This window comes from Subtercola boreus (assembly GCF_006716115.1).
Taxonomy (GTDB): Bacteria; Actinomycetota; Actinomycetes; order Actinomycetales; family Microbacteriaceae; genus Subtercola; species Subtercola boreus.
The window spans coordinates 980,894-1,003,476 of record NZ_VFOO01000001.1; the positions used below are offsets into that span (position 1 = coordinate 980,894).

Consider the following 22,583-nt stretch of genomic DNA (forward strand, 5'->3'; position numbering starts at 1 on the left):
GATGAGCCGCGACCTCCGCGGAGCGCCGCCCGCCACGGCCTCCCGAGACTGGCCGGTCTGGAGCACGACCGCCCGCATCGTCGTGACCGATCCGGCGCTGGTGGATGCCGCATCCACCGTTCTGGTGACCGTGCTCGACGAGGTCGAGCGGGCCTGCAGCCGGTTCTCGCCCGCTTCCGAGCTGGCCCGCCTCCGACCGCAGTTGGCCGACGGCGCCCCGGTCAGCCCGATGCTGGCGACGCTGGTGGGTGTCGCACTCGCCGCCGCACGGCGTTCAGGCGGTTCGGTCGACCCGACTCTCGGCAACGCGATGAGCCGACTGGGCTACGACCGCGACTTCGCCGACCTCGACCCCGCGCGCGAGCCGGTGCACTCCGGACGACCTGTGCCTGCCGGACTGACTGTGCCTGCCGGACTGCCCGTACCGGTCATCACCCTCTCCTCATCCGTTCCCGGCTGGCGGCGCATCGGCCTCGTCGAGGAAGGCGATCAGACCCTGCTCGTCGTGCCGACCGATCTCGCCCTCGACCTCGGCGCCACCGCGAAGGCGTACGCCGCCGACATCGCCGCCGCCCGCGTCACGGAACAGCTCGGCTGCGGAGTTCTCGTGAGCCTCGGCGGCGACATCGCCACCGCCGGCCCCGCTCCAGAGGGCGGTTGGCAGGTGACCGTCTGCGACCTGCCGGGTGACCCCGAATGCCAGGTCACCCTCACCGCAGGCCAGGCGCTTGCAACATCGAGCACGCAGAAGCGGCGCTGGCGACAGCACGGGCAGACCTTCCACCACATCCTCGACCCCACGCGCGGCCTCCCGGCTGACCCGGTCTGGCGCACCGTGACCGTCGCAGCGGGCAGCTGTGTCGAAGCCAACACGCTGGCGACAGCATCCATCGTCCGGGGAGCGGGCGGACTGGTCTGGCTCGCCGCACAGCGGGCATCCGCTCGCCTCGTCGACCGGTCGGGCCGGGTGCTCGGCCTCTGCGGCTGGCCCGACGAGAACAGCGTGCACGTGTGGGCGGCGAGCTGATCATGGATGCCGCACAGCTCGATGCCGCTCTCTGGGCCCTCGGCCGCGGAACCGGCGTGGTGTCGCTCGTCGCCCTGACTCTGTCGATCGTGTTGGGCGTGCTCACCCGCTCCGGGCGGCCGCTGCCCGGACTCCCGAGGTTCTCGATCACGCTGCTGCACCGGAACCTCTCGCTGATCGCCTGCGTCTTCCTGGTCATCCACATCGTGTCGCTGTTCTTCGACTCGTTCGCCCAGCTGACCCTTCTCGACCTGGTGGTGCCGTTCTTCGGGAACTTCCTGCCGTTCTGGCAGGGGCTCGGCACGGTTGCCGTCGACCTGCTGATCGCTGTGATGGTGACCGCGCTCCTCCGCAACAGGCTGGGCCTCCGAACATTCCGCGTCGTGCACTGGCTGGTCTACGCGATGTGGCCCGTCGCCCTCGCCCACGGCATCGGCAACGGCACCGACGGCACGAGTCCGTGGTTCCTGTGGCTCGCCGCAGTCAGCGTGCTGCTGGTGGTGGCGTCTGTGGTCTGGCGGGTGTCGAGCCGGTTCGTGGAGTTCTCCGGGCTGCGTGTGACGGGGCTGCCCGACCCGGTCCTCACCATCTCGAGCAGGGAATCCCGATGACTCTCACCGCTCCCGTTCCGAGCCCTCCCGGAAACCCGGGCAGTACCCCCGCCCGGCCGCCGGGTCCTGCCGGCCCGCAGGGCACCGCGCGGCTCTTCCTCGCCCGCACAGCGGGGCTCGCCGATCACCGCGCGGCCTATGGCGAGTTCCCGCTCGTTCCGGCCGACGCGCTCATCGAGCAGCTGCGGCTCGCCGATCTCGTCGGTCGGGGAGGTGCCGGCTTCCCGGTCTGGCGGAAGCTCGATGCCACCCGGGACAAGGCCCCCCACCGGAAAACCACCCGCGACCCCTCGAAGCGGCCCGTCGTCATCGGCAACGGCTCGGAGGGCGAGCCGCTCAGCCGCAAAGACGAGACCCTGCTCTCGCGGTCGCCGCACCTGATCATCGACGGACTTCTGCTCGCCGCCGCTGCCGTCGGAGCATCCGCTCTGCATCTCTGCGTGTCGGCCGGCACCCGCCAGCCGCTCGAAGCGGCTCTGGCCGAGCGACCCGACGCCGGGCAGGTGAGAGTGCTGGTCGTGCCCGACGCTTTCGTCTCGGGCGAGGCCACGGCCGTCGCGAACGCCGTCGAACACGGGGTCAGCGTTCCCCGCGACCACACGCTGCACCTCAGCGAATCCGGAGTCGGCAGGCGCCCGACCCTCGTGCAGAACGTCGAGACCCTGGCGCAGCTGGCACTCATCGCACGGTTCGGTGCGGACTGGTACCGGTCGGTCGGAACCCCCGACGAACCCGGCACCCGACTCGTGACCGTCTCGGGCGATGTCGGTGCTCCGCAGGTGCTCGAAGTGGCCGGCGGAACACCGCTGTCGAGCATCCTGGCCGCCGCGGGTGCCGCACCGGGAAGCCTCCGCGCCGTGCTCATCGGCGGGTACCACGGAACCTGGCTCGGCAGCGAGCACCTGGGCACGCCGTTCTCACGCGACGGGCTCCGGATGCTCGGGGCAGCCCCGGGCGCCGGGATCCTCATCGCCCTCTCCGCAGCCCGCTGCGGGCTGGAGGTCTCTGCGGGCATAGCCGACTACCTCGCCGCCCAGACCGCGGGCCAGTGCGGTCCGTGTGTCAACGGTCTGCCCGCCCTCGCCGGGATGCTCGCGCGGCTCTCCCGCCGCGAACGGGATCCGCGGTTGCCGGCCGAGGTCGCGCGGCTCGCCGGCCTCGTCGACGGACGCGGTTCCTGCGCCCACCCCGACGGCACCGCCCGGTTCGTGATCAGCACGCTCAGTGCGTTCGAGGGGGATGTGCGTGCGCATCTCAGCGGAGTCTGCGAGGTGTCGCATGGCCGCGCGTGACGTCCCGGCCGGGCCGCCCGCCTCGCTGCACATCGACTGGACGCTCTGCGACGGGCGCGGGCTCTGCACCGAACTCCTGCCCGACCACCTCACCCGGGACGACTGGGGATACCCGCTGGCGCTCACGCCGGTGCGGGCCGACCGCTCAGACGTGCCCGTGCCTCGGGCGGCCATCGGCGCGGCCCGCGAGGCCGTGGCGCTCTGTCCGCGCCAGGCGCTGCGTCTCACGCTGCACGACTGAACACGCAGCACGACTGAACACAACGGTGCTAGACTCCCAAGGTTGCCGTAGAACGGCCGCGGACAAAGAGAGCCCACACAGAAGGTGTCGGGCGCCGCGCAATGAGAGAAAAGGGGTCATCTATGCCGCTAACGCCAGATGCCAAGAAAGCCATCATCGACGAGTACGCCACCCACCCAGGTGACACCGGTTCTCCCGAGGTGCAGGTCGCTATGCTGACCACTCGCATCCTCGATCTCACGGAGCACCTCAAGTTTCACAAGCACGACCACCACTCACGTCGTGGCCTGTTGCTGCTGGTCGGTCAGCGTCGCCGTCTTCTCGGCTACCTGCAGAGCGTCGACATCGAGCGTTACCGCTCGCTGATCGCTCGCCTGGGCCTTCGCCGATAGAGCGAGTCTTGGCGGATGGGCCGTTCTTCCTGCGGGAGGAGCGGCCCATTTCCATACCTCCCATGAAACGTCGAAAACTTCCTCTCTGGCGCTGGGACCCGTTCCTCGCCGCCCTCGTGCTCGTCCTTTCGCTCGTGGCGGCACTGTTCCAGCGGCTCGACATCCCGGTCGTGAGCCCGATTGCCCTGACGGTGCTCCTTGTTGCGGCTGTGGCCGCCGCGGTGCTGCTCGTGCTGCCGGTCTTCGTGCGGTCCCTCCGGCGTGACGGCGAGGGCAGCCTCGCCCTCACCGACGAGGTGCGGCTCGTACCGCTCCCCGTCACCGAGACGTTCCCGGTGGTCGACGGCCAGCGGCACCGGGCGAGCGTCGAGGCGACGCTGGCCCGCACCGGTGAGCACATCACGGCAGTGCTTGTTCCCGGGTCGACGGCCTGGCTCGGCCGCGACCTGCGGGTGGCCGTCGACGCCCTGGCCGGCGGCAAGCTCTACCGGGTCGGCTATCTGCCGAAGGAGATCGACCAGCAGACGGATGCCGCACTCCACCCCCTCGCCCTCCGCGGTGTGTACCGCACGGTGCCCCTCACGGTTCGGAGCGAGAAGAGCGCCGTCACCGGCAAGCTCCGCTTCGTGCTCGAGGTGCGGCTCGGACCGACTCTCGGCGAGCTCCCGGCCGAGGCCTGAGCTCCTGCCACCGCCTCGGCGTCAGCGGCTGTCCGTCAGCGGCTCTGCGCCCTCCCGAAGTACTCCTCGCTGCTGGTGAGCCCACCCCGCACGCCGGAGTCGCCGAGCCGGAGGTCGAGCGCGACCCAGGTCTTCAGGCCGCCGGCGTCGGGCTGCCGACCGAGGTAGCGGTCGTACATCGCCGCGACGCGCTTGCTGATCGTCTCCGTCGAGTTCCAGAACTGGTCGATCACCCAGGCCCGGCCGTGCTGGGCGACCAGCGCAGCCCAGAACGCGTAGTCCGCCGACGAGCCGGCGCGACTGAGAAGGGTGTTGTACAGCGCCGTCGCGTACGAGGTGTCGGAATTGCCGTGCTGGAGGTAGTACTCCTGGGAGGAGTACAGGGTCGTCTCGATGTCGTCTGTCGTTATCCCGCCGTGCTGCATGGCGTACAGCCAGTTCTGTCGGCCACCCTCCTCGGCGGTGCGCCCGAGGATGTCGCGGTAGGCGGCGTCGATCCGCTTCAGGCGGTATTCGTCACTGTTGACGAAGTTCGAGGAGATGATCGAGCGCGGGGAACCCGTCGCCAGGTGACCTTCCCAGAAGTTGATGTCCGAATCGCTCGGCAGTCGGCCGAGGTAGTCCTGGTAGAGCGCCGAGATGTACTTCGCATCCAGCGACGGGCCGCCGGCCGGGGTCTGCCCGTTCGATGCGAAGAGGTGCAGCTTCGAGTAGTCGCCGTTGAAGAGGTCCTGGTCGCCGGGGAAGGTTCCCGCGCTGGCGTACTGCCAGATCGAGTAGTCCGACCAGCCGGCCGGCAGGGTTCCCGCCCCGTCGGAGATCGACTCGGGCCAGCGGGCGATGAAGAGGGGATTGGCGCCGAACGAGGAATTGTTGCCGGTGCAGAGCCTCCACCAGTTCGTCGTGGAGTAGATCGTCGGCAGCACGCCGGTGCGGGCCAGCACGGTGTTCGAGAACTCCCTGATCCACGCCACCATCACGGCCTGGCTGAGCCCGTAGCAGCTGTTCGTGTGGTCTTCGCCGGTGTAGGGGTCGTACTCGATGTCGAGCATCGGTGGCAGGGTGCGCCCGTCGGGGCTCCAGCGGCCACCGTGGTCGACGAACCAGTTCGCCTGCACAGCCCCGGTCGATTCGAAGGGATTCGCGAAGTGGTAGGCACCGCGCACCATGCCCACGTCGGTCGCGCCCGACCACTGGCGTGAGAAGTGGCTGGAGGCGTAGTTGTTGCTCTCGGTGGTCTTGATGTACACGAACCGGGCCCCGTTCGCCCACGCCGTGTTCCAGTCGACGTCGGGTTGCCAGCCACTCACATCCATTCCGAGAACGTGCGTGCCGGGAGCGGCGGCTTCGCGGGCCTCCGTCGCGGACTGCGGGGCGAGCGACGGCGACTGCGGTTCCTCGGCGGCGAGCGTCGCGCCCATCACATGGTCGTGTGCGGCATTCTGCTGCTCGAGCGTGGGCTGGGCATCCGGTGCCGGCGACGCCGTGGCAACAGGCGCACCCGACACCAGCAGCGCCGCCGTCCCGAGGGCAACGAGTGCACGAAGAAGAGCTGACATAGACTCATATTATCACGCTCACCGGGCGCGCCGCTAGGCGCTGCGGGGGCCTGGCAGTAGACTGGGGTTGCTACACACGGAGCAGGCAGGGACGAAGCTGGTCACCGGTGGTGGTATCCCGAGCCGGGGCAGGTGCCCCGGTCCGCCCGCAGAGGGCCGTCGCTCGGTGTATTTCTACTGTTGGCCAGTCGTCAATTCGCTCCCGAGGCGTGCTCTGGCATGCCCTGCTCCGAAGAGGGATCGTCGCCCATACGGGGCGACGACGTTCTCCGCGCCGGTATGGCACGGAACGACTGTGTTGCCTGATGAATAAAGGAGAGAACCCCCATATGGAGGGTCCAGAAATCAAATACGCCGAAGCCGTTCTCGACAACGGCTCGTTCGGCACCCGCACGATCCGTTTCGAAACGGGTCGTCTTGCGCAGCAGGCACAGGGTGCCGTCGCTGCCTACCTCGACGAAGAGACGATGCTGTTGAGCGCCACGAGCGTCTCGAAGCACCCGAAGGACAACTTCGACTTCTTCCCGCTCACCATCGATGTCGAAGAGCGTTCCTACGCCGCCGGCAAGATCCCCGGTTCGTTCTTCCGTCGCGAGGGCCGCCCCTCCACCGAGGCCATCCTCGTCTGCCGCCTCATCGACCGGCCGCTCCGCCCGTCGTTCGTCACCGGCCTCCGCAACGAGGTCCAGGTCGTCATCACCGTGCTGTCGATCGCCCCGGGCGAGTTCTACGACGCGCTGGCCATCAACGCTGCATCCGCGTCGAGCCAGATCTCGGGCGTCCCGTTCTCGGGCCCGATCGGTGCTGTGCGCCTCGCGCTCATCGGCAAGCAGTGGGTTGCCTTCCCGACCGCGGCCCAGCTCGCCGATGCCGTCTTCGACATCGTCGTGGCCGGCCGCGTCGTCACCGACAGGAACGGCCAGCAGGATGTCGCCATCATGATGGTCGAGGCGGAAGCCACCGAGCACGCGTGGGGCCTCATCCAGGCCGGCGCGACGAAGCCCGACGAGGCTGTCGTCAGCCAGGGCCTCGAAGCATCGAAGCCGTTCATCAAGCAGCTGGTGGAAGCCCAGTCGCACCTCGCCTCGCAGAGCGCCAAGGCGATCGCCGAGTACCCGGTGTTCCTGCCGTACTCGAAGGAGTCGTACGACACCGTTGCGGGCCTCGCCTACGACGAGCTCGTGAACATCTACCAGATCGCCGACAAGATCGAGCGCCAGGATGCGGATGACGCACTCAAGGCCCGCGTCAAGTCGACCATCACCGAGCAGGTCGAAGCGGGCAGCGTCCCCGCTGTCGTGCTCGCCGAGTTCAGCGCCGCGTACAAGTCAGTCACGAAGGTGGTCGTCCGCGGCCGCATCCTCCGCGACGGCATCCGCATCGACGGCCGTGGCCTCAGCGACATCCGTCCGCTGGACGCCGAGGTCGAGGTCATTCCGCGCGTGCACGGTTCGGCGATCTTCCAGCGCGGCGAGACCCAGATCCTGGGCGTCACCACGCTGAACATGCTGAAGATGGAGCAGCAGATCGATTCGCTGAGCCCCGTCACCAAGAAGCGCTACATGCACCACTACAACTTCCCGCCCTACTCGACCGGTGAGACCGGCCGCGTGGGAACGCCGAAGCGTCGCGAGATCGGGCACGGCTTCCTCGCCGAGCGCGCCCTCGTGCCGGTGCTGCCGTCGCGTGAAGAGTTCCCCTACGCGATCCGCCAGGTCTCCGAGGCTCTCGGTTCCAACGGTTCGACGTCGATGGGCTCGGTCTGCGCCTCGACCCTGTCGCTGCTGAACGCCGGTGTGCCGCTCCGCGCACCCGTCGCCGGCATCGCGATGGGACTCGTCTCCGACGAGGTCGACGGGGAGACGCGCTACGCGGCCCTCACCGACATCCTCGGTGCCGAAGACGCCCTCGGCGACATGGACTTCAAGGTCGCCGGAACGAGTGAGTTCATCACGGCCATCCAGCTCGACACGAAGCTCGACGGTATCCCCACGTCGGTGCTCGACGGCGCGCTCGGCCAGGCGAAGGCCGCCCGTACCGCGATCCTCGAGGTGCTGAACGCTGCGATCTCCACGCCCGACGAGATGGCCCCGACCGCGCCCCGCGTGATCTCGGTCCAGATCCCGGTCGACAAGATCGGTGAGCTGATCGGCCCGAAGGGCAAGACGATCAACCAGATCCAGGACGACACCGGAGCCGACATCTCCATCGAGGAAGACGGCACCGTCTACATCGGTGCGGTCGACGGCCCGTCGGCTGAGGCGGCACGCGCGGCGGTCAACGCCATCGCGAACCCCCTCAACCCAGAGGTCGGCGAGCGGTTCCTCGGAACCGTCGTCAAGATCGCGACGTTCGGTGCGTTCGTCTCGCTCATGCCCGGCAAGGACGGCCTGCTGCACATCAGCGAGGTCCGCAAGCTCGCCGGTGGCAAGCGTGTCGAGAACGTCGACGACGTGCTCGGTGTCGGCCAGAAGATCCAGGTCGAGATCACCAAGATCGACGACCGTGGAAAGCTGTCGCTCGCCCCGGTGATCGACGAGGCCGAGCTCGAGAACAACCTCGTGGCTGTCGCGGCAGACACCGAGGGGTCCGCAGCTCACAGCGAGGGTCCCGCGGCTCCCGCCGAAGGCTAGTCGCACCCCGCTCCACCCGGTCGGCTCACGTCGATCCGCCTTCTGCCCCCGCAGTCGGCACCGGATGCCCGCCAGAACCTGCTCTTCCCGAGCGGTCCTGGCGGGCATCCGTCGTTGTGCTTCTACCACGCCGGGAAGGGCGGGACGAGCATCCGGAAACCTCTTGCAGCGGAGGCCCGCAGGGAGGGATGATCACTGCAGAGAGAAGGCCCGCCATGAGTCGCACTGCACTGTCCACGAAGTCCGTCCAGTTCGCCGAGTTCGGCGGCGTCGAGGTGCTCGAGTTCATCGAGGGGCCGATGCCGGTGCCCCGCCCCGGCGAGGTGATCGTCGAGGTGCTGGCCGCCGGGATCAACCACATCGAGGCGTACGTGCGCCAGGGGCAGTTCGCCGATGTGCTCGAGACGTCGAAGCACCAGACCCAGGGCAGCGACTTCGCGGGGATCGTCGTGGCCGTCGGCGACGGGGTCACGCAGTTCAAGCGCAATTCGGAGGTGCTCGGCCACGCGCGGATGTCGTCGCACGCGTACCACATCGCGGTGAAGGCCTCGAGCCTGGTGGCGAAGCCCAAGCAGCTGTCGTGGGAGGTCGCGGGGTCGTTGTTCCTCGCCGGTCTCGCGGCCCATGACCTCGTCGACCAGGTCGGTGTCGGGCACGGTGACACGGTGGTCGTGTCGGCTGCAGCCGGGGGAGTGGGCAGCATCGAGATCCAGCTCGCGAAGCTGCGGGGCGCGACCGTCATCGGCACCTGCGGCGAACGGAACTTCGACTACCTGCGCCAGCTCGGCATCAAACCGGTGGTCTACGGCGACGGTATGGTCGAGCGCATCGAGAAGCTCGCGCCCGACGGCGTCGACGCCTACATTGACAACTTCGGCCAGGACGGCGAGGCGATCGCCGAGGAGCTGGGTGTCGAGACCCGGCGTTACGTTTCGAGCGACGACCGCAAGGAGCTCGAACTGGCGACGATCTGGCCGGACGAGGCCACCGAGAAGCACAACACCGACGTGCTCACGAAACTCGCCGCCCTGGCCGCCGACCGGCAGATCTCCGTGCTCATTTCGGGCTTCTACCCCTTCGGTTTCGTGCGTGAGGCATTCGACGACCTGGAGAAGCGCCACGCCCGGGGAAAGATCGTCCTCGGAATGAAGCCCGCCAACGGCCTCAGCGTGCGGAAGGCCCGGGATGTCTCGGATGCCCGGGACTGACGCCCGCGCCAGACGGCGGTGAGGCTGACCATCACCCCCCTTCCGCGGCACATCAGCCGGATCATCCAGCGTTCCATCGGCTAGTGTTGTCTCCGATGAACGGTGCTGTTGCTCTCCCCTTAGACCTGCCCGAGTTGTCCCTCACCGCTTCCGGTGACGCCCTTGTGAGGCGTTCCGTGCTGCCGAGTGGCATCCGGATCCTGAGCGAACGCGTGCCGGGGGCACGGAGTTCCACGATCGGCTTCTGGGTGGCGGTCGGCTCGCGTGACGAGCTCGGGGCCGACGGTCCGGTGCCCTCCCGCTTCGGTTCGACCCACTTCCTCGAGCACCTGCTCTTCAAGGGCACACCGAAGCGCACGGCGCTCGACATCGCCGTCTCGTTCGACCAGGTCGGTGGCGAGCACAACGCTCTCACCGGCAAGGAGTACACCTGCTACTACGCGAAAGTGCAGGACAGGGACCTCCCGATGGCCGTCGACGTGCTCGCCGACATGTTCACCTCGTCGCTGCTGGACCCCACCGAGTTCGAGAACGAGCGCGGCGTCATCCTCGAAGAGCTCGCGATGGCGGATGACGACCCGAACGACGTCGTGGGGGAGCGCCTGTTCGAGGCTGTGCTGGGCGATCATCCGCTCGGCCGGCCGATCGGCGGCACCGGCGACACGATCCGCGCGGTCAGCCGGGATGCGGTCTGGGAGCACTACCTCGCGAACTACCGCCCGAACGACCTCGTCGTCACGGTCGCGGGAGCCGTCGACCACGACGAGCTCGTCGCACGGGTCGAGGCCTCTGTGTCGGCCGCCGGCTGGGATCTCAGCGGCGCGGCGCGACCCGTCGAACGGCGGAACGGCGACTCTGTGAGTGTCCGTCGCGGTTCTGCCCTGTCGATCACCACCCGCCCGAACGAGCAGGCCGTCGTCATGCTCGGCTACCCGGGTCTCGTGGCAACGGATGATCGCCGCTCCTCCCTCAGCGTTCTGAACGCCGTCTTCGGCGGAGGCATGTCGTCCCGCCTCTTCCAGGAGGTGCGCGAGAAGCGGGGGCTTGCCTACTCGGTCTACTCCTACGCTGCCGGGTACTCCGACGCGGGCCTGTTCGGCATGTACGCCGGATGCTCGCCGAAGAACGCCGCGCAGGTCAGCGAACTCCTGCTCGAGGAGTTCCGCCGGCTCGCGGAGGGCGGCATCACAGGCGAGGAGCTCCAGCGCGCGAAGGGCCAGCTCTCCGGTTCGGCTGCGCTCTCGCTCGAAGACAGCGACACCCGGATGTCGCGGCTCGGCCGTTCGGAGATCACGACGGGCGAGTTCGCCGACCTCGACGAAGGGCTCCGCCGTCTCGAAGCGGTGACGGTGGATGACGTGCAGCAGCTCGCGACAGAGCTCCGTTCGCGGCCGCTCTCGGTCGCGGCGGTCGGCGCGCTCGAGGCGAGCACATTCGACGGGGTGGTGCACTCGTGACGATGGGCCATGTTCTCTACCTGGTGCGCCACGGCGAGCAGGTCGACGCAGAGTACGGGGTCGCCGACGGGCCGCTCTCCCCGCGGGGAGAGCGCCAGGCGCGACTTCTGGCCGACCGGCTGGGCGGCGTGCCGTTCGACAATGTCTGGCACTCGCCGCTCCAGCGCGCCGAGGAGACCGCCGCCATCATGGCCCGGCAGCTTCCCGCGCTCGACCCGAAGCCCACCCCGCTGCTGTTCGACTGCGTTCCGACCGAGTACAGCCCGGAGATGCCGAAGGCGTTCGAGCCGTTCTTCAACTCGGTGACCGAAGACGAGGTCGACGCGGGCCGGGCGCAGATGTCCGACGCGGTCGCCGAGTTTTTGACGCCGTCCCGGGAGACCACCCACGATCTGCTGATCACGCACAACTTCGTCATCGGCTGGTTCGTGCGCGAGGCCCTCAGCGCGCCGGGCTGGCGGTGGGTCGGCGTGAACCAGGCCAATTGCGGTCTCACGATCATCCGGTACCGGAGCGGGCGGATGCCCGAGCTCGTGACGCACAACGATCTCGGCCACCTGCCGGTCGAGCTCCGTACCGGCCTCGCCGACCAGCAGCCCTACTGACGCGGCCTCAGCCCAGCGCTTTGCGGTACCAGTTCGTCGCGTTCGGGTTGTCGTTGTACGCGGGGATGTTCTCGTAGCCGCGCCGCGCGTAGAGCTTCGCGGCCCCGAGCAGGCTCGCGTTCGTGTCGAGCACGACGGCGGTGGCGCCGAAGTCCCGCGCCCGGTCTTCGAGCCGCTGCATCAGGATGCCCGCCCAGCCCTGCCCGCGTGCCGGCGGTTCCAGCCAGACGTGTTTGACCTCGAACGTGGTGTCGTCCTGTCGCCGAATGCCGCCGCAGCCGACCGGCCCATCGTCATCGCCGCGCAGAAGCAGAAAGACGCCCTCCGGTGGTAGGAAGAGGGCCGGATCGGGGAACGTCACCCGGTACGTGCCGCGTTCGGGCGGGAAGCCGTCGGCCCGGGAGGCGAAGTAATGCTCGAGGAGCAGCCGGGCGTCCGGATCGCTGACGGGGCATTCGACGACGTGCACAGGGAAAGCCTACGCGCGCTTGGTAGATTGGCTGTATGAGTACCAAGGTGGCCATCGTCGGTGCGTCGGGCAAGATGGGGCGGCTGGCGCACGAGCTGCTGACGCGCCGGGCGGGCGACGCGGCAGCTGCGACGTCTGCAGAAGCTGCGGCGTCTGCAGATGCGGAGCCGGAGTTCGAGATCGTCGCCGAACTGGGTTCGAAAGACGCGCTCGACGGGATGATCGGGGCCGACGTCGTGCTCGACGTCACCGTGCCGGGGGCCAGCCAGTCCGTCGTCGACTTCGCGGTCTCGCACGGCATCAACGTGCTCGTCGGCACCTCGGGCTGGTCGGGCGACCGCATCCTCGCACTCGAGCACCGCGTCTCCGCCACTCCCGGCACCGGGGTGGTGATCGTGCCGAACTTCTCGCTCGGCTCGGTGCTCGCCACCGCCTTCGCCGCCATGGCCGCGCAGTTCTTCGACTCCATCGAGATCGTCGAGGCGCACGGCTCGACCAAGCTCGACTCCCCGTCGGGCACCGCCGTGCGCACCGCCGAACTCATCGCGGCCGCCCGGGCGGGTGTCGGCCCCGTCTCCGCGCCGCACACCGACCAGCGCGCCCGCGGCCAGCAGGTGGCGAGCGTTCCCGTGCACAGCCTGCGGCTGCAGGGCGTCGTCGCGAAGCAGTCCGTGATCTTCGGCGGTGTCGGTGAGGTGCTGACCCTCAGCCACGAGACACTGTCGTCGACGTCGTACGAGGCCGGCATCCTGCTCGGCCTCCGCGCGGCGACCACCGCCACGGGGGTGACAGTGGGTCTCGACCGGCTCCTCGACCTGACCAGGCTGCTCGGTGCACCGAGCACGCCGAACGACAGCTGGAAGCCGGAGCCCGAGCGCGTCTCCGGCCAGGCTGCGCGGGTGACCACCGCATGAAGGGCCGGATCGCGGCGCTCGTGATGGCCCTGCTGCTCGTGCTCTATCTGGGGCTGGTGTTCCAGCGGGCGATTCTCTTCATCGGTTCCGGTGTTGCGGTGGGAATCGTCATCGGGATCGCCCTGTTGGTGCTGCCGATCGTCGGGGCCTGGGCGCTCTACCGCGAGCTGCTGTTCGGGTTCCGCACCCAGAAACTCGTCGGCATCCTGCGGCAGACCGATGACCTCCCGGTGGACGATCTGCCGAAACGCCCCAGCGGTCGTCCCTTCCGCGCGGAGGCCGATGAAGAGTTCGAGGTCTACCGGGCAGAGGTCGAGTCGGCTCCCGAAAGCTGGAAGGCGTGGTTCCGGCTGGGTCTCGCGTACGACGCGAGCGGCGACCGAAAGCGCGCGCGCAGCGCACTGCGTCAGGCGATCGCGTTCTACCGGGCGGAGCCGAACGCGGCGTGAGGCCGGGCTGCCTCAGCCGGCCAGCGCCTTCGCGACCGTCTGGCGGAGGTCGGTGTCCCTGAAGGTGAACCCGTCGGAAGCGATCAGCTCCGACGACTCGTTCTGGTCGCTGAGGATGAGTTCCCTGCCCGCATCGGCCAGGATTCCCTTGATGGCCCACGCCGGCGCCGGCAGCCAGTAGGGGCGGTGCACCTGCTCCGCGATCGCGCGCATCACCTCGGCGGCGGTCGCCGGGGTCGGCGCGGCGAGGTTCACGGCCCCGCTCAGCTTCGATTCGAGCAGGTGCCGGATGCCTGCAGCCTCGTCGTACAGGCTGATCCAGGGCCAGTGCTGCGCACCGGAGCCGAGAGGACCCGCGCCGCCGAGCCGCGCGATCAGGCTGAGGGTCTTCGTCAGGCCGCCCGGTCCGAGCACCACCCCCGTGCGGAAGTTCACGACCCGGGTGGCCGGTAGCGCGATCTGTGAGGCGCGCTCCCAGGCGTCGACGACCTTCGGCAGGAAGCCCTCGCCCATCGCGCTCTGCTCCGTCAGCACCTCACCGGGCCGGTCGCCGTAGTAGCCGACGGCCGATCCGCTGAGGAAGACCGCCGGGGGGTTCTCTGCCCGGGCGATCGCTGCCGCGAGGGTGGTGGTCGCATTGACCCGGGAATCGAGGATCGTGCGCTTGTACGACAGCGTCCAGGGCAGGCGGGAGATGGATGCTCCCGAGAGGTTGATCACGGCGTCGGCGTGTTCCACCGTCTCCTGGTTCAGCCACCGGGCATCCGGGTCCCACATGCGTTCGTCGGCGGCGCGGGTCGGGTGTCGCACAAGCCGCACCACCGTGTGGCCGGCGTCTCGGAGCTGCGTGGTGAGCTCGGTGCCGATGAACCCCGACCCACCGGAGATGAGGATGTGCATGGCGTCACGGCCTTCCGGTTCGGTCTCTACAGACTACATTCAGATTGGCCCAGCACACTGGGCGTCGGCGCTCCACCGGGGCCTCTGGGGGCAGAGCAGTACAGATCGAGGTTGTGGCATGGGTTCTCTCGGGAGCGCCAGCATCGTCGACGGTCCCGTCGTCTGGGCGGTCTACGCCGTCGCGGCCCTCCTCGCTCTCTGCCTCCTCCTGGTGCGGCCGAACCGGGGCTGGCTCCGGGGCCGCTGGGTCACGGTCGCCGTCGTCTCGATGCTGGTCGGCGCCGGTGCCGGCCTACTGCTCACCTGGTTCACGGATGACCTGCTGAACCTCTTCGGTGTCGACTTCTCGTTCGTGACCCGGGCCTGGATCGCCGTCTCGGTGGCCGGCGTCGCCCTCGGGTTCTGCTCCGTCGTGGCGGGCCGCCTCCGCCGGAAGCTGCTCGGCATCGTCGGCGTGCTCGTCTTCCTCGCCACGGGTGCGATGAGCATCAACATCGACATCGGAACCTACCCCACCCTGCAGTCGCTGGCCGGGGTGAGCCCCTACGACACCTCGACGCTGCCGGCGCTCGGCAGAGCGACCACCCTTCCGATGCCCCTCGAGGCCAGCTGGGTACCGCCCTCCAACCTCCCTGCGGCGGGTTCGATCTCCAGCGTGCGGATCCCGGGAACGGTGTCGGGGTTCGACGCCCGGGACGGCCTGGTCTACCTTCCCCCAGCGGCCCTGGTGGCGAACCCGCCGGTGCTGCCTGTCGTCATCGCGCTCTCGGGCCAGCCCGGAGCGCCGGCGGACCCTCTCGTCTCCGGCCACCTCGCCGAGTCGCTCGACGCGTTCGCGAAGGCGCACCACGGGCTCGCCCCGATCGTCGTCAGTCCCGACCAGCTCGGTGCCCCCGAGAACAACCCGATGTGCGTCGACGGCGCGCTCGGCAACGCGGCCACCTACCTCACTGTCGATGTCGTCGCCTGGATCACCGCGCACCTGCCGGTCGCCGACCCACCAGACCAGTGGGCGATCGCAGGATTCTCCGAGGGCGGCACCTGCGCCGTCCAGCTCGGCGCCGAGCATCCGGAGCTCTTCGGCGCGCTGCTCGACATCTCGGGCGAGCTCGTGCCGACCAACGGCAGCACCGTGCAGGAGACGATCGACTCCGGTTTCGCGGGCAGCCTCGCCGCCTACACGGCTGCGCAGCCGCTCACGATCCTGAAGGAACACACACCCTACGCTGGGAGCTTCGCCGTGTTCGCCGTCGGGGAGAACGACGCCGAGTTCCGAACGACGGCTCTAGAGGTGTCGGCTGCTGCGAAGGCGGCCGGGATGACCACCACCTTCTTCGAGGCACCGGGAAGTGCCCACGACTACACGACGGCGACCTACGCGTTCGCCCGCGGCGTCGCGCTCCTCTCCTCGCACTGGGGGCTCGCCACGTGACGGCGCCCCAGACGGCAGCCCTGCCTGCGGAGGTGAAGGCGCCCGCGAAAAGGCGTCGGTGGCTCGGCTCGGTCGGCCGCTGGGCCGCCTCCATACCGTTCACCTGGGTGATCGTCGGCGTCGCGATCGCCGTCGGCATCCTGCAGATGGTCTTCCGCGCCTCTCTCGGCCGGCTCTTCGGGAGCCTGCTGTCGCTGAGCTTCGACCAGGTCGTCAGCCAGCACCACTGGTTCGCCGGGATCACGAGCGTGCTGTTCGCCGCTCGGGCCCTGCACATCGTCGTTCTGATGCCGATCATCCTGATCGTGCTCGGGGCAGCCGAACGACTGCTCGGCACCTGGCGCACCGTGATGGTCTACCTCACGGTGGCGGTGGTCGCGACCGCCCTCGGCCTGGCGCTCCAGGGCCTCGGCATCTGGCTCGGGGTGATCGTGGCCGAGCAGGTGCGGTCGATGGCGACGATCGATCCGCTCATCCCCGTGGTCGGAGCCATTCTGGCCGCCAGTGCGTTTGCCGGTCCGTTGCTCCGGCGGCGCATCCGGGTCCTCGGTTTCGCGGCCCTCCTCATGTTCGTGCTCTACTCGGGCCTGCCGTCCGACCTCTACCGGCTTCTGGCCGCGGTCGTCGGGCTGCTGTTCGGCATGTACCTCCGCCGTCGCCAGCACGGGCCGGCAGCGCGCCGGGTCACCCGCAGCAGCCACCGCGAGCTCCGGTCGCTGCTCGCCTCGCTCGTGGCCATCACCGCGGTCGGCCCGTTGATCACGATCGTCTCGCCGAACGGCTTCGGGCCGTTGCAACCCCTGGGCCTCCTCTTTCGCGACACGCTCTCGAGCCAGGCGGACATCGCCGCCGCCTGCGTGTCGGGGCAGTACAGCGAAGCCTGCTCGGATGCCGTCGCCGCGGCGCGGCTCGACGGCGTCGGACCGGTGCTCGTCACGCTCCTCCCGCTCGTCGTGCTGCTCGTCTCCGCCCTCGGCATCGTGCGGGGAAGACGGGTCGCGCTCTGGCTCGCCGTCGCGGTCAACCTCTTTCTCGCCGTGCTCGGGGTGACCTACTACGGGGTCTTCCCCTCGCTCGGCGCGAACACGTTCTTCGACCTCTCGAACGGCCAGTTCGACCAGCACAGCGTCTCCGTCGTGATCTCCATCGTCCTGCCGCTGCTGATCGCAGGCCTCCTCGTCTCGTCGCTCCGCATCTTCCCCACCGAGTTCTCCTCCGGTGCGACCCCCCGCTTCTTCCTGGTCGTCGCCGCGGCCCTGGCCGTGGTCGGTTCGCTCTACCTGTCGGTCGCCTGGCTGCTCCGGAACGACTTCGCCCCCGCGGTGACCATCGGTGACCTCCTCTCGGATCTGCCCGAGCGATTCATGCCTGTCGGCTTCCTCTCCCTCGAACGCTCCGAGGTTCTGCCGTCCAGTGATGCGACGCGCCTGCTCTACGAATGGGTGGGGCCGGTCTTCTGGCTCATCGTCATCGCCGCGGCGGCGCTCTCGATCAGCCGGCTGAAGGTGGGTTCCGAGGCGAACGCGAGTGCGCGGATCCGGTCGCTCCTGCACTCCGGGGTGACGGGCTCGCTCTCCTGGATGGCGACCTGGACCGGGCACCACTACTGGTTCCAAGGGCCGGAGCCGGGAGCTCCCGCGGTCGCCTACCGGGTGATCAACGGCATCGCCATCGCGACGGGGGAGCCGCTCTGCGCTCCGGATGACCGGGCCGGAGCGATCGCGGACTTCGCCAGGTACTGCACCGACCATGGCTGGACGCCGGTGTTCTACGCGGTCTCGGGCGACCTCGTGCCGCACTTCCGCCAGATGCACTGGTCGCTCATGCAGATCGCCGAGGAGGCTGTCGTCGAGGTGTCGTCGTTCAGTCTCGAGGGCAAGAAGATGCAGGGCATCCGCACCGCCATCAACAAGGCCGTGAAGCTCGGCATCACCGCCGAGTGGACGTCGTTCGCCCGGCTGAGCGCCTCGCAGATCGCCCAGGTGCGGGACATCTCCGAGCTCTGGGTCGCCGAGAAGGACTTGCCCGAAATGGGGTTCACGCTCGGCGGACTCGACGAGCTCACCGATCCGGATGTGCGGCTCATGCTGGCCGTCGACACCGACGGCTCCGTGCTCGGCGTGACCAGCTGGCTGCCGAGCTACCGGCGCGGCGAGGTCTGCGGGTGGACCCTCGACTTCATGAGGCGGCGGCCGGACTCGGTGAACGGCGTGATGGAGTTCCTGATCGCCGAGACCATCCTTCGCGCCCAGGAGTCGGGCCTCGACTTCGTGAGCCTCTCAGCGGCGCCGCTCGCGCAAGGAGCCCCGGAGGGCGGAGAGCGGCAGGAGGGCGCCACCCAGGCGCTCCTCTCCGTGCTGGGCCGAGCGCTCGAGCCGGTCTACGGGTTCCAGTCCCTGCTGTCGTTCAAGCAGAAGTTCAAGCCCGCTCGCGTGCCGCTCTACCTCGCGTATGCCGATCCGCTCTCGCTCCCGGTGGTGGGCGTCAGCCTGGCCCGCGCCTATGTGCCGACATTCTCGGCCCGGCACGCCTTCGGCTTCCTCACCCGCGGTTCGTAGTGCTAGCCTGCAAGGGTGTCTTTCGGTCTCCTGCTTCTTAGCTGCCGCGACGGGTCTTAGCCAGGCCTTCCCCGTCGCGGAGTCCGGCGCGTGCATTTCGCCCCCCGGCCAGACCCCAGAAGACAGCAGGAGAGAGCCATGAAGAACACCCAGACCGCATCGGTCATGCCGATCCACAAGTACCGCCCGTACAACGAGACGTTCGCCGTCGATCTGCCCGACCGCACGTGGCCCGCGAAGACGATCACCGAGGCTCCGCGCTGGTGCGCCGTCGACCTCCGTGACGGCAACCAGGCCCTCATCGACCCGATGAACCCCGAGCGCAAGCGCATCATGTTCGACCTGCTGGTGCGCATGGGCTACAAGGAGATCGAGATCGGTTTCCCGAGCGCCAGCCAGACCGATTTCGACTTCGTGCGCAGCCTGATCGATGAGAACGCCATCCCCGACGACGTCACGATCCAGGTGCTGACGCAGGCCCGGGAGAGCCTCATCTCGCGAACCTTCGAGTCGTTGAAGGGCGCGAAGCAGGCCATCGTGCACCTCTACAACTCCACGAGCATCCTGCAGCGCGATGTCGTCTTCCGGAGCGACCGGCAGGGCATCGTCGACCTGGCGCTCGAAGGTGCGCGGCTCTGCAAGCAGTACGAGGCGACGATTCCCGGCACCACGATCTACTACGAGTACAGCCCTGAGAGCTACACCGGCACCGAGCTCGACTTCGCGCTCGAGATCACCAACCAGGTCATCGAGATCTTCGAACCGACTCCCGAGCGGAAGGTGATCGTCAATCTGCCGGCCACCGTCGAGATGTCGACCCCGAACGTCTACGCCGATTCGATCGAGTGGATGTCGCGTCGACTCGCGCACCGTTCGAACGTGATCCTGTCGCTGCACCCGCACAACGACCGCGGCACGGCTGTCGCTGCGGCTGAGCTCGGCTACCTGGCCGGGGCCGACCGCATCGAAGGCTGCCTGTTCGGCAACGGGGAGCGCACCGGCAACGTCGACCTCGTCGCCCTCGGCATCAACATGTTCACGCAGGGCATTGACCCGCAGATCGACTTCAGCGACCTCGACGGCGTGCGCCGCACGGTCGAGTACTGCAACCAGCTGAAGGTGGCCGAGCGTCATCCGTGGGCCGGCGACCTCGTCTACACGGCCTTCAGCGGCTCCCACCAGGACGCGATCAAGAAGGGTTTCGAGGCCATGGAGGCCGACGCCGCGTCGCAGGGCGTCGACGTCGACTCGCTGCTCTGGGCTGTTCCCTACCTGCCGGTCGACCCCAAAGACCTCGGCCGCTCGTACGAAGCGGTCATCCGGGTCAACTCGCAGTCGGGCAAGGGCGGGGTCGCGTACCTGCTGAAGAACGACCACAAGCTCGACCTCCCGCGCCGCCTGCAGATCGAGTTCAGCGGTGTGGTGCAGGCCAAGACGGATGCCGACGGCGGCGAGGTCACGAGCGACCAGATCTGGGACATCTTCCAGGACGAGTACCTGCCGGCCCCGTCCTCCCGTGCCGAAGACAGGTGGGGTCGTTTCGAGCTCACCCGCACCAGTACGTCGAGCGACCTGACCGGCCAGACCTCCCTCGCGGTCGACCTGCGGGTCGGTGACGAGTCCCGCTCCCTCGTGGGCGGCGGCAACGGACCGATCGCGGCGTTCCTCGACGTGCTCGGCCAGGAGGGCGTCGAGGTACGCGTCTTCGACTACGTCGAGCACGCTCTCAGCGCAGGTGGCGACGCCCTCGCGGCAGCGTACGTGGAATGCCAGGTCGAGGGCGTGACGTTCTGGGGTGTGGGCATCGACGCCGACATCTCGACGGCATCGCTGAAGGCCGTGGTCAGCGCGGTGAACCGGGCGATCCGGGTCACCGGTCGCGACCGGGAGCTGGCTTCGGCCTAGCTGATTCGGCATCACCTGGGCCGGCTCAGCCGGTTCGAGAGGGGCGCCTCCCAGCACTGTCAGCGGTGCGGAGGATAATGGGTGGGTGCCCCTCTACCGTGATGAAGTCGTCGTGCTGCGCACCCACAAGCTGGGTGAAGCCGACCGCATCGTCACGATGCTCTCGCGCCAGCACGGCAAGATCCGGGCCGTCGCGAAGGGGGTGCGCCGCACGGCGTCGAAGTTCGGCGCCCGGCTCGAACCGTTCATGGTCGCCGACGTGCAGTTCTTCGAGGGGCGAACGCTCGACACGATCACGCAGGCGGTGACCATCGCCTCCTACGGCGCAGAGATCGCTTCGGACTACGGCAGCTACACCGCCGCGAGTGCGATGGTCGAGACGGCCGACAAGCTGACGGATGCCGACGCGACGCAGCAGCAGTACCTCCTCCTCGTGGGAGCTCTCCGCTCGCTGTCGCGGGGCGAGCACGGTTCGAGCCTGACGCTGGACTCCTACCTGCTCCGCGCACTGTCGATGGCGGGCTGGGCGCCGAGCTTCTTCGACTGCGCGGTCTCCGGGGCTCCCGGCCCGCACTCGGCCTTCGTCGTGCAGCTGGGCGGTGTCGTCAGCGATGAACTCGCCCCACCCGGCACGCCCCGGCTCGACCCCGACACCCTCGGTCTGCTGAGCGCGCTGCTCTCCGGTGACTGGATCCTCGCCGACGCCGCGGCAGACCGGGTCAAGTCCCAGGCCAGCGGCATCGTGGCCGCGTACGCGCAGTGGCACCTGGAGCGCGGGCTCCGTTCGCTGCAGCACGTGGACCGGTCGAACGAACCGGTGAAGACCCTCCGGGACGCGCAACTGGCCCGCCACGCAGCATCCGGAACCTTCACCCCCACACCGAAAGCCCCGATCGTATGAGCCGAGTCGGCAAGACCTCACCCCTGGCCGCGGAGTTCAGGCCCCTCGACTACACCGGCCTGTACCCACCGGAGATCCCGGTGTCGCAGGTTCCGAAGCACGTCGCGATCGTGATGGACGGCAACGGCCGCTGGGCGAATGCCCGCGGTCTGACGCGGGTGGAGGGCCACAAGGCGGGCGAGGCGGCGCTGCTCGACGTGGTCGCCGGCGCCATCCAGATCGGGGTGAAGCACCTCAGCGTCTACGCGTTCTCCACCGAGAACTGGAAGCGCTCGCCCGACGAGGTGCGCTTCCTGATGGGCTTCAACCGCGAGGTGCTGCACCGCCGCCGCGACCAGCTGAACGAATGGGGCGTGCGGGTGCGCTGGGCCGGCCGTCGGCCGAGGCTCTGGGCGTCGGTCATCAACGAGCTGCAGTTTGCCGAGCAGCTCACCGCCTCGAACTCGACCCTGACGCTCACGATGTGCGTCAACTACGGAGGGCGCAACGAGCTCACGGATGCTGTGCAGAAGCTCGCCGTCGAGGTGGCGGCCGGGCGGTTGAAGCCGTCGGGCATCTCGGAGAAGCTCATCCAGAAGAACCTCTACGTGCCCGATCTGCCCGACGTCGACCTCTTCGTCAGGAGCTCGGGCGAGCAGCGCACCAGCAACTTCATGCTCTGGCAGTCGGCGTACGCGGAGATGGTCTTCCTCGATCGGCTGTGGCCCGACTTCACCCGCGCGGATCTCTGGCAGGCGATCGACCACTACACCGGCCGCACCCGCCGCTTCGGCGGCGCCGTCGACACCCCCACCGGCCCGTGAGCCTGCTGGCTGCTACGTGCGGGGCTTGAGGGGGTCGGTGATGTCGGCGATCGTGGCGCCGAGGGCGGCGAGCAGCGCATCCGCTTCGGTGAAGAGGGAGTGGCCGTGCTCACCTGCCCCCAGCGCGACACGGCGGCCGGTCATCCGTTCGTCGGCGAAGACCGGCAGCGCCGTGGTGCTGCCGAGCGGGGTGATGGTGCCCCGCTCGTAGCCCGTCGCTTCGAGCGCCGCCTCGGGGGACGGCAGCGAGAGCTTGTTGACACCGACGAGCGCGCGGAGCTTCGCCCAGCTGATCTGCCGGTCACCGGGGACGAGGGCGAAGAGGTAGTCGCCGTCGTGCCGCTTCACGACGAGGGACTTCACGATGTCGGACGGCTGGAGCCCCAGCAGCGCGGCCGCCTCGTCGAGGCTCCCGGCGGCGGGCCGTTCGACGATCTCGATCGCGAGGCCGCGCTTCCGGGCATCCGCTTCGACCCGGTGGCGGCCGACGGGCAGGATTGTGTCATCGCTCATGTCTCCATCCAACAGCACTTCGGGGAATAGGCTT

General features: G+C 68.8%; 21 protein-coding genes. 17 read left to right on the forward strand and 4 right to left on the reverse strand.

The window, feature by feature from the left end; genetic code table 11:
• Position 1 precedes the first annotated feature (1 nt).
• The 6 genes from FB464_RS04575 to FB464_RS04600 all read left to right on the forward strand — a co-directional run bounded on the left by FB464_RS04575 (position 2) and on the right by FB464_RS04600 (position 4,243).
• Complete coding sequence (locus FB464_RS04575) at positions 2-1,027, forward strand: FAD:protein FMN transferase (protein ID WP_116414904.1); 1,026 nt, start codon at positions 2-4, stop codon at positions 1,025-1,027.
• The gene (locus FB464_RS04580; protein ID WP_246092933.1) at positions 1,012-1,638 is read left to right on the forward strand and encodes a ferric reductase-like transmembrane domain-containing protein; all 627 of its coding nucleotides are present in this window, start codon (positions 1,012-1,014) and stop codon (positions 1,636-1,638) included. The genes FB464_RS04575 and FB464_RS04580 overlap by 16 nt, the downstream gene beginning before the upstream one ends.
• Positions 1,635-2,930 carry an NADH-ubiquinone oxidoreductase-F iron-sulfur binding region domain-containing protein gene (locus tag FB464_RS04585; RefSeq protein WP_116414903.1) on the forward strand — a complete coding sequence of 432 codons (1,296 nt, stop codon included), beginning with the start codon at positions 1,635-1,637 and terminating at the stop codon, positions 2,928-2,930. Before FB464_RS04580 ends, FB464_RS04585 begins: the two co-directional genes overlap by 4 nt.
• Positions 2,917-3,171 (forward strand): ferredoxin, encoded by a 255-nt coding sequence (locus tag FB464_RS04590; RefSeq protein WP_116414902.1) that lies wholly within the window; start codon positions 2,917-2,919, stop codon positions 3,169-3,171. The genes FB464_RS04585 and FB464_RS04590 overlap by 14 nt, the downstream gene beginning before the upstream one ends.
• Positions 3,172-3,293: 122 nt before the next feature.
• Positions 3,294-3,563 (forward strand): 30S ribosomal protein S15, encoded by a 270-nt coding sequence (rpsO, locus tag FB464_RS04595; protein ID WP_104243121.1) that lies wholly within the window; start codon positions 3,294-3,296, stop codon positions 3,561-3,563.
• Positions 3,564-3,625: 62 nt separating this feature from the next.
• The gene (locus tag FB464_RS04600) at positions 3,626-4,243 is read left to right on the forward strand and encodes a hypothetical protein (RefSeq protein ID WP_116414901.1); all 618 of its coding nucleotides are present in this window, start codon (positions 3,626-3,628) and stop codon (positions 4,241-4,243) included.
• A 35-nt stretch (positions 4,244-4,278) separates the two neighbouring features.
• On the opposite strand, the gene FB464_RS04605 is transcribed toward FB464_RS04600, so the two are convergent.
• Positions 4,279-5,802 (reverse strand): GH25 family lysozyme, encoded by a 1,524-nt coding sequence (locus tag FB464_RS04605; RefSeq protein ID WP_116414900.1) that lies wholly within the window; start codon positions 5,800-5,802, stop codon positions 4,279-4,281.
• Between the two features lie 329 nt (positions 5,803-6,131).
• On the opposite strand from FB464_RS04605, the gene FB464_RS04610 reads away from it, so the two are divergent.
• From FB464_RS04610 to FB464_RS04625, 4 genes are all read left to right on the forward strand, one after another.
• The gene (locus tag FB464_RS04610; RefSeq protein ID WP_116414899.1) at positions 6,132-8,435 is read left to right on the forward strand and encodes a polyribonucleotide nucleotidyltransferase; all 2,304 of its coding nucleotides are present in this window, start codon (positions 6,132-6,134) and stop codon (positions 8,433-8,435) included.
• Positions 8,436-8,650: 215 nt separating this feature from the next.
• Positions 8,651-9,643: an NADP-dependent oxidoreductase gene (locus FB464_RS04615; RefSeq protein WP_116414898.1), complete on the forward strand. Its 993-nt coding sequence runs from the start codon at positions 8,651-8,653 to the stop codon at positions 9,641-9,643.
• A 95-nt stretch (positions 9,644-9,738) separates the two neighbouring features.
• Positions 9,739-11,100: a M16 family metallopeptidase gene (locus tag FB464_RS04620; RefSeq protein ID WP_116414897.1), complete on the forward strand. Its 1,362-nt coding sequence runs from the start codon at positions 9,739-9,741 to the stop codon at positions 11,098-11,100.
• Positions 11,101-11,102: 2 nt separating this feature from the next.
• A complete protein-coding gene (locus FB464_RS04625) occupies positions 11,103-11,705 on the forward strand; it encodes a histidine phosphatase family protein (RefSeq protein ID WP_116414896.1) in 603 nt (200 codons plus the stop codon).
• 7 nt (positions 11,706-11,712) lie between these two features.
• Here the strand turns inward: FB464_RS04625 and FB464_RS04630 are convergent, their stop codons facing one another.
• A complete protein-coding gene (locus FB464_RS04630) occupies positions 11,713-12,174 on the reverse strand; it encodes a GNAT family N-acetyltransferase (protein WP_116414895.1) in 462 nt (153 codons plus the stop codon).
• 35 nt (positions 12,175-12,209) lie between these two features.
• Here FB464_RS04630 and dapB point away from each other — a divergent pair, with 35 nt between their 5' ends.
• Together dapB and FB464_RS04640 are read left to right on the forward strand one after the other, a co-directional pair.
• Complete coding sequence (dapB, locus tag FB464_RS04635; RefSeq protein WP_116414894.1) at positions 12,210-13,088, forward strand: 4-hydroxy-tetrahydrodipicolinate reductase; 879 nt, start codon at positions 12,210-12,212, stop codon at positions 13,086-13,088.
• Positions 13,085-13,537, forward strand: a complete 453-nt coding sequence (locus FB464_RS04640) for a tetratricopeptide repeat protein (protein WP_116414893.1) — start codon at positions 13,085-13,087, stop codon at positions 13,535-13,537. Before dapB ends, FB464_RS04640 begins: the two co-directional genes overlap by 4 nt.
• 12 nt (positions 13,538-13,549) lie before the next feature.
• Here the strand turns inward: FB464_RS04640 and FB464_RS04645 are convergent, their stop codons facing one another.
• Complete coding sequence (locus FB464_RS04645; RefSeq protein ID WP_116414892.1) at positions 13,550-14,437, reverse strand: TIGR01777 family oxidoreductase; 888 nt, start codon at positions 14,435-14,437, stop codon at positions 13,550-13,552.
• A 118-nt stretch (positions 14,438-14,555) separates the two neighbouring features.
• Between FB464_RS04645 and FB464_RS04650 the strand changes: the two genes are divergently transcribed.
• The 5 genes from FB464_RS04650 (at position 14,556) to FB464_RS04670 (ending at position 22,036) form a co-directional block, all read left to right on the forward strand.
• Positions 14,556-15,869, forward strand: a complete 1,314-nt coding sequence (locus FB464_RS04650; protein ID WP_170151914.1) for an alpha/beta hydrolase — start codon at positions 14,556-14,558, stop codon at positions 15,867-15,869.
• Complete coding sequence (locus tag FB464_RS04655; protein WP_116414890.1) at positions 15,866-18,427, forward strand: phosphatidylglycerol lysyltransferase domain-containing protein; 2,562 nt, start codon at positions 15,866-15,868, stop codon at positions 18,425-18,427. Before FB464_RS04650 ends, FB464_RS04655 begins: the two co-directional genes overlap by 4 nt.
• 138 nt (positions 18,428-18,565) lie before the next feature.
• Entirely contained in the window at positions 18,566-20,332 is a 1,767-nt protein-coding gene (gene leuA / locus FB464_RS04660; protein WP_116414889.1) for a 2-isopropylmalate synthase, read from the forward strand.
• 85 nt (positions 20,333-20,417) lie between these two features.
• On the forward strand, positions 20,418-21,233 hold the full coding sequence (recO, locus tag FB464_RS04665; RefSeq protein WP_116414888.1) for a DNA repair protein RecO: 816 nt from the start codon (positions 20,418-20,420) through the stop codon (positions 21,231-21,233).
• Entirely contained in the window at positions 21,230-22,036 is an 807-nt protein-coding gene (locus tag FB464_RS04670) for an isoprenyl transferase (RefSeq protein WP_116414887.1), read from the forward strand. The genes recO and FB464_RS04670 overlap by 4 nt, the downstream gene beginning before the upstream one ends.
• Positions 22,037-22,048: 12 nt before the next feature.
• Here FB464_RS04670 and FB464_RS04675 read toward each other — a convergent pair whose 3' ends face one another.
• The gene (locus FB464_RS04675) at positions 22,049-22,549 is read right to left on the reverse strand and encodes an aminoacyl-tRNA deacylase (RefSeq protein ID WP_116414886.1); all 501 of its coding nucleotides are present in this window, start codon (positions 22,547-22,549) and stop codon (positions 22,049-22,051) included.
• Between the last annotated feature and the right edge of the window lie 34 nt (positions 22,550-22,583).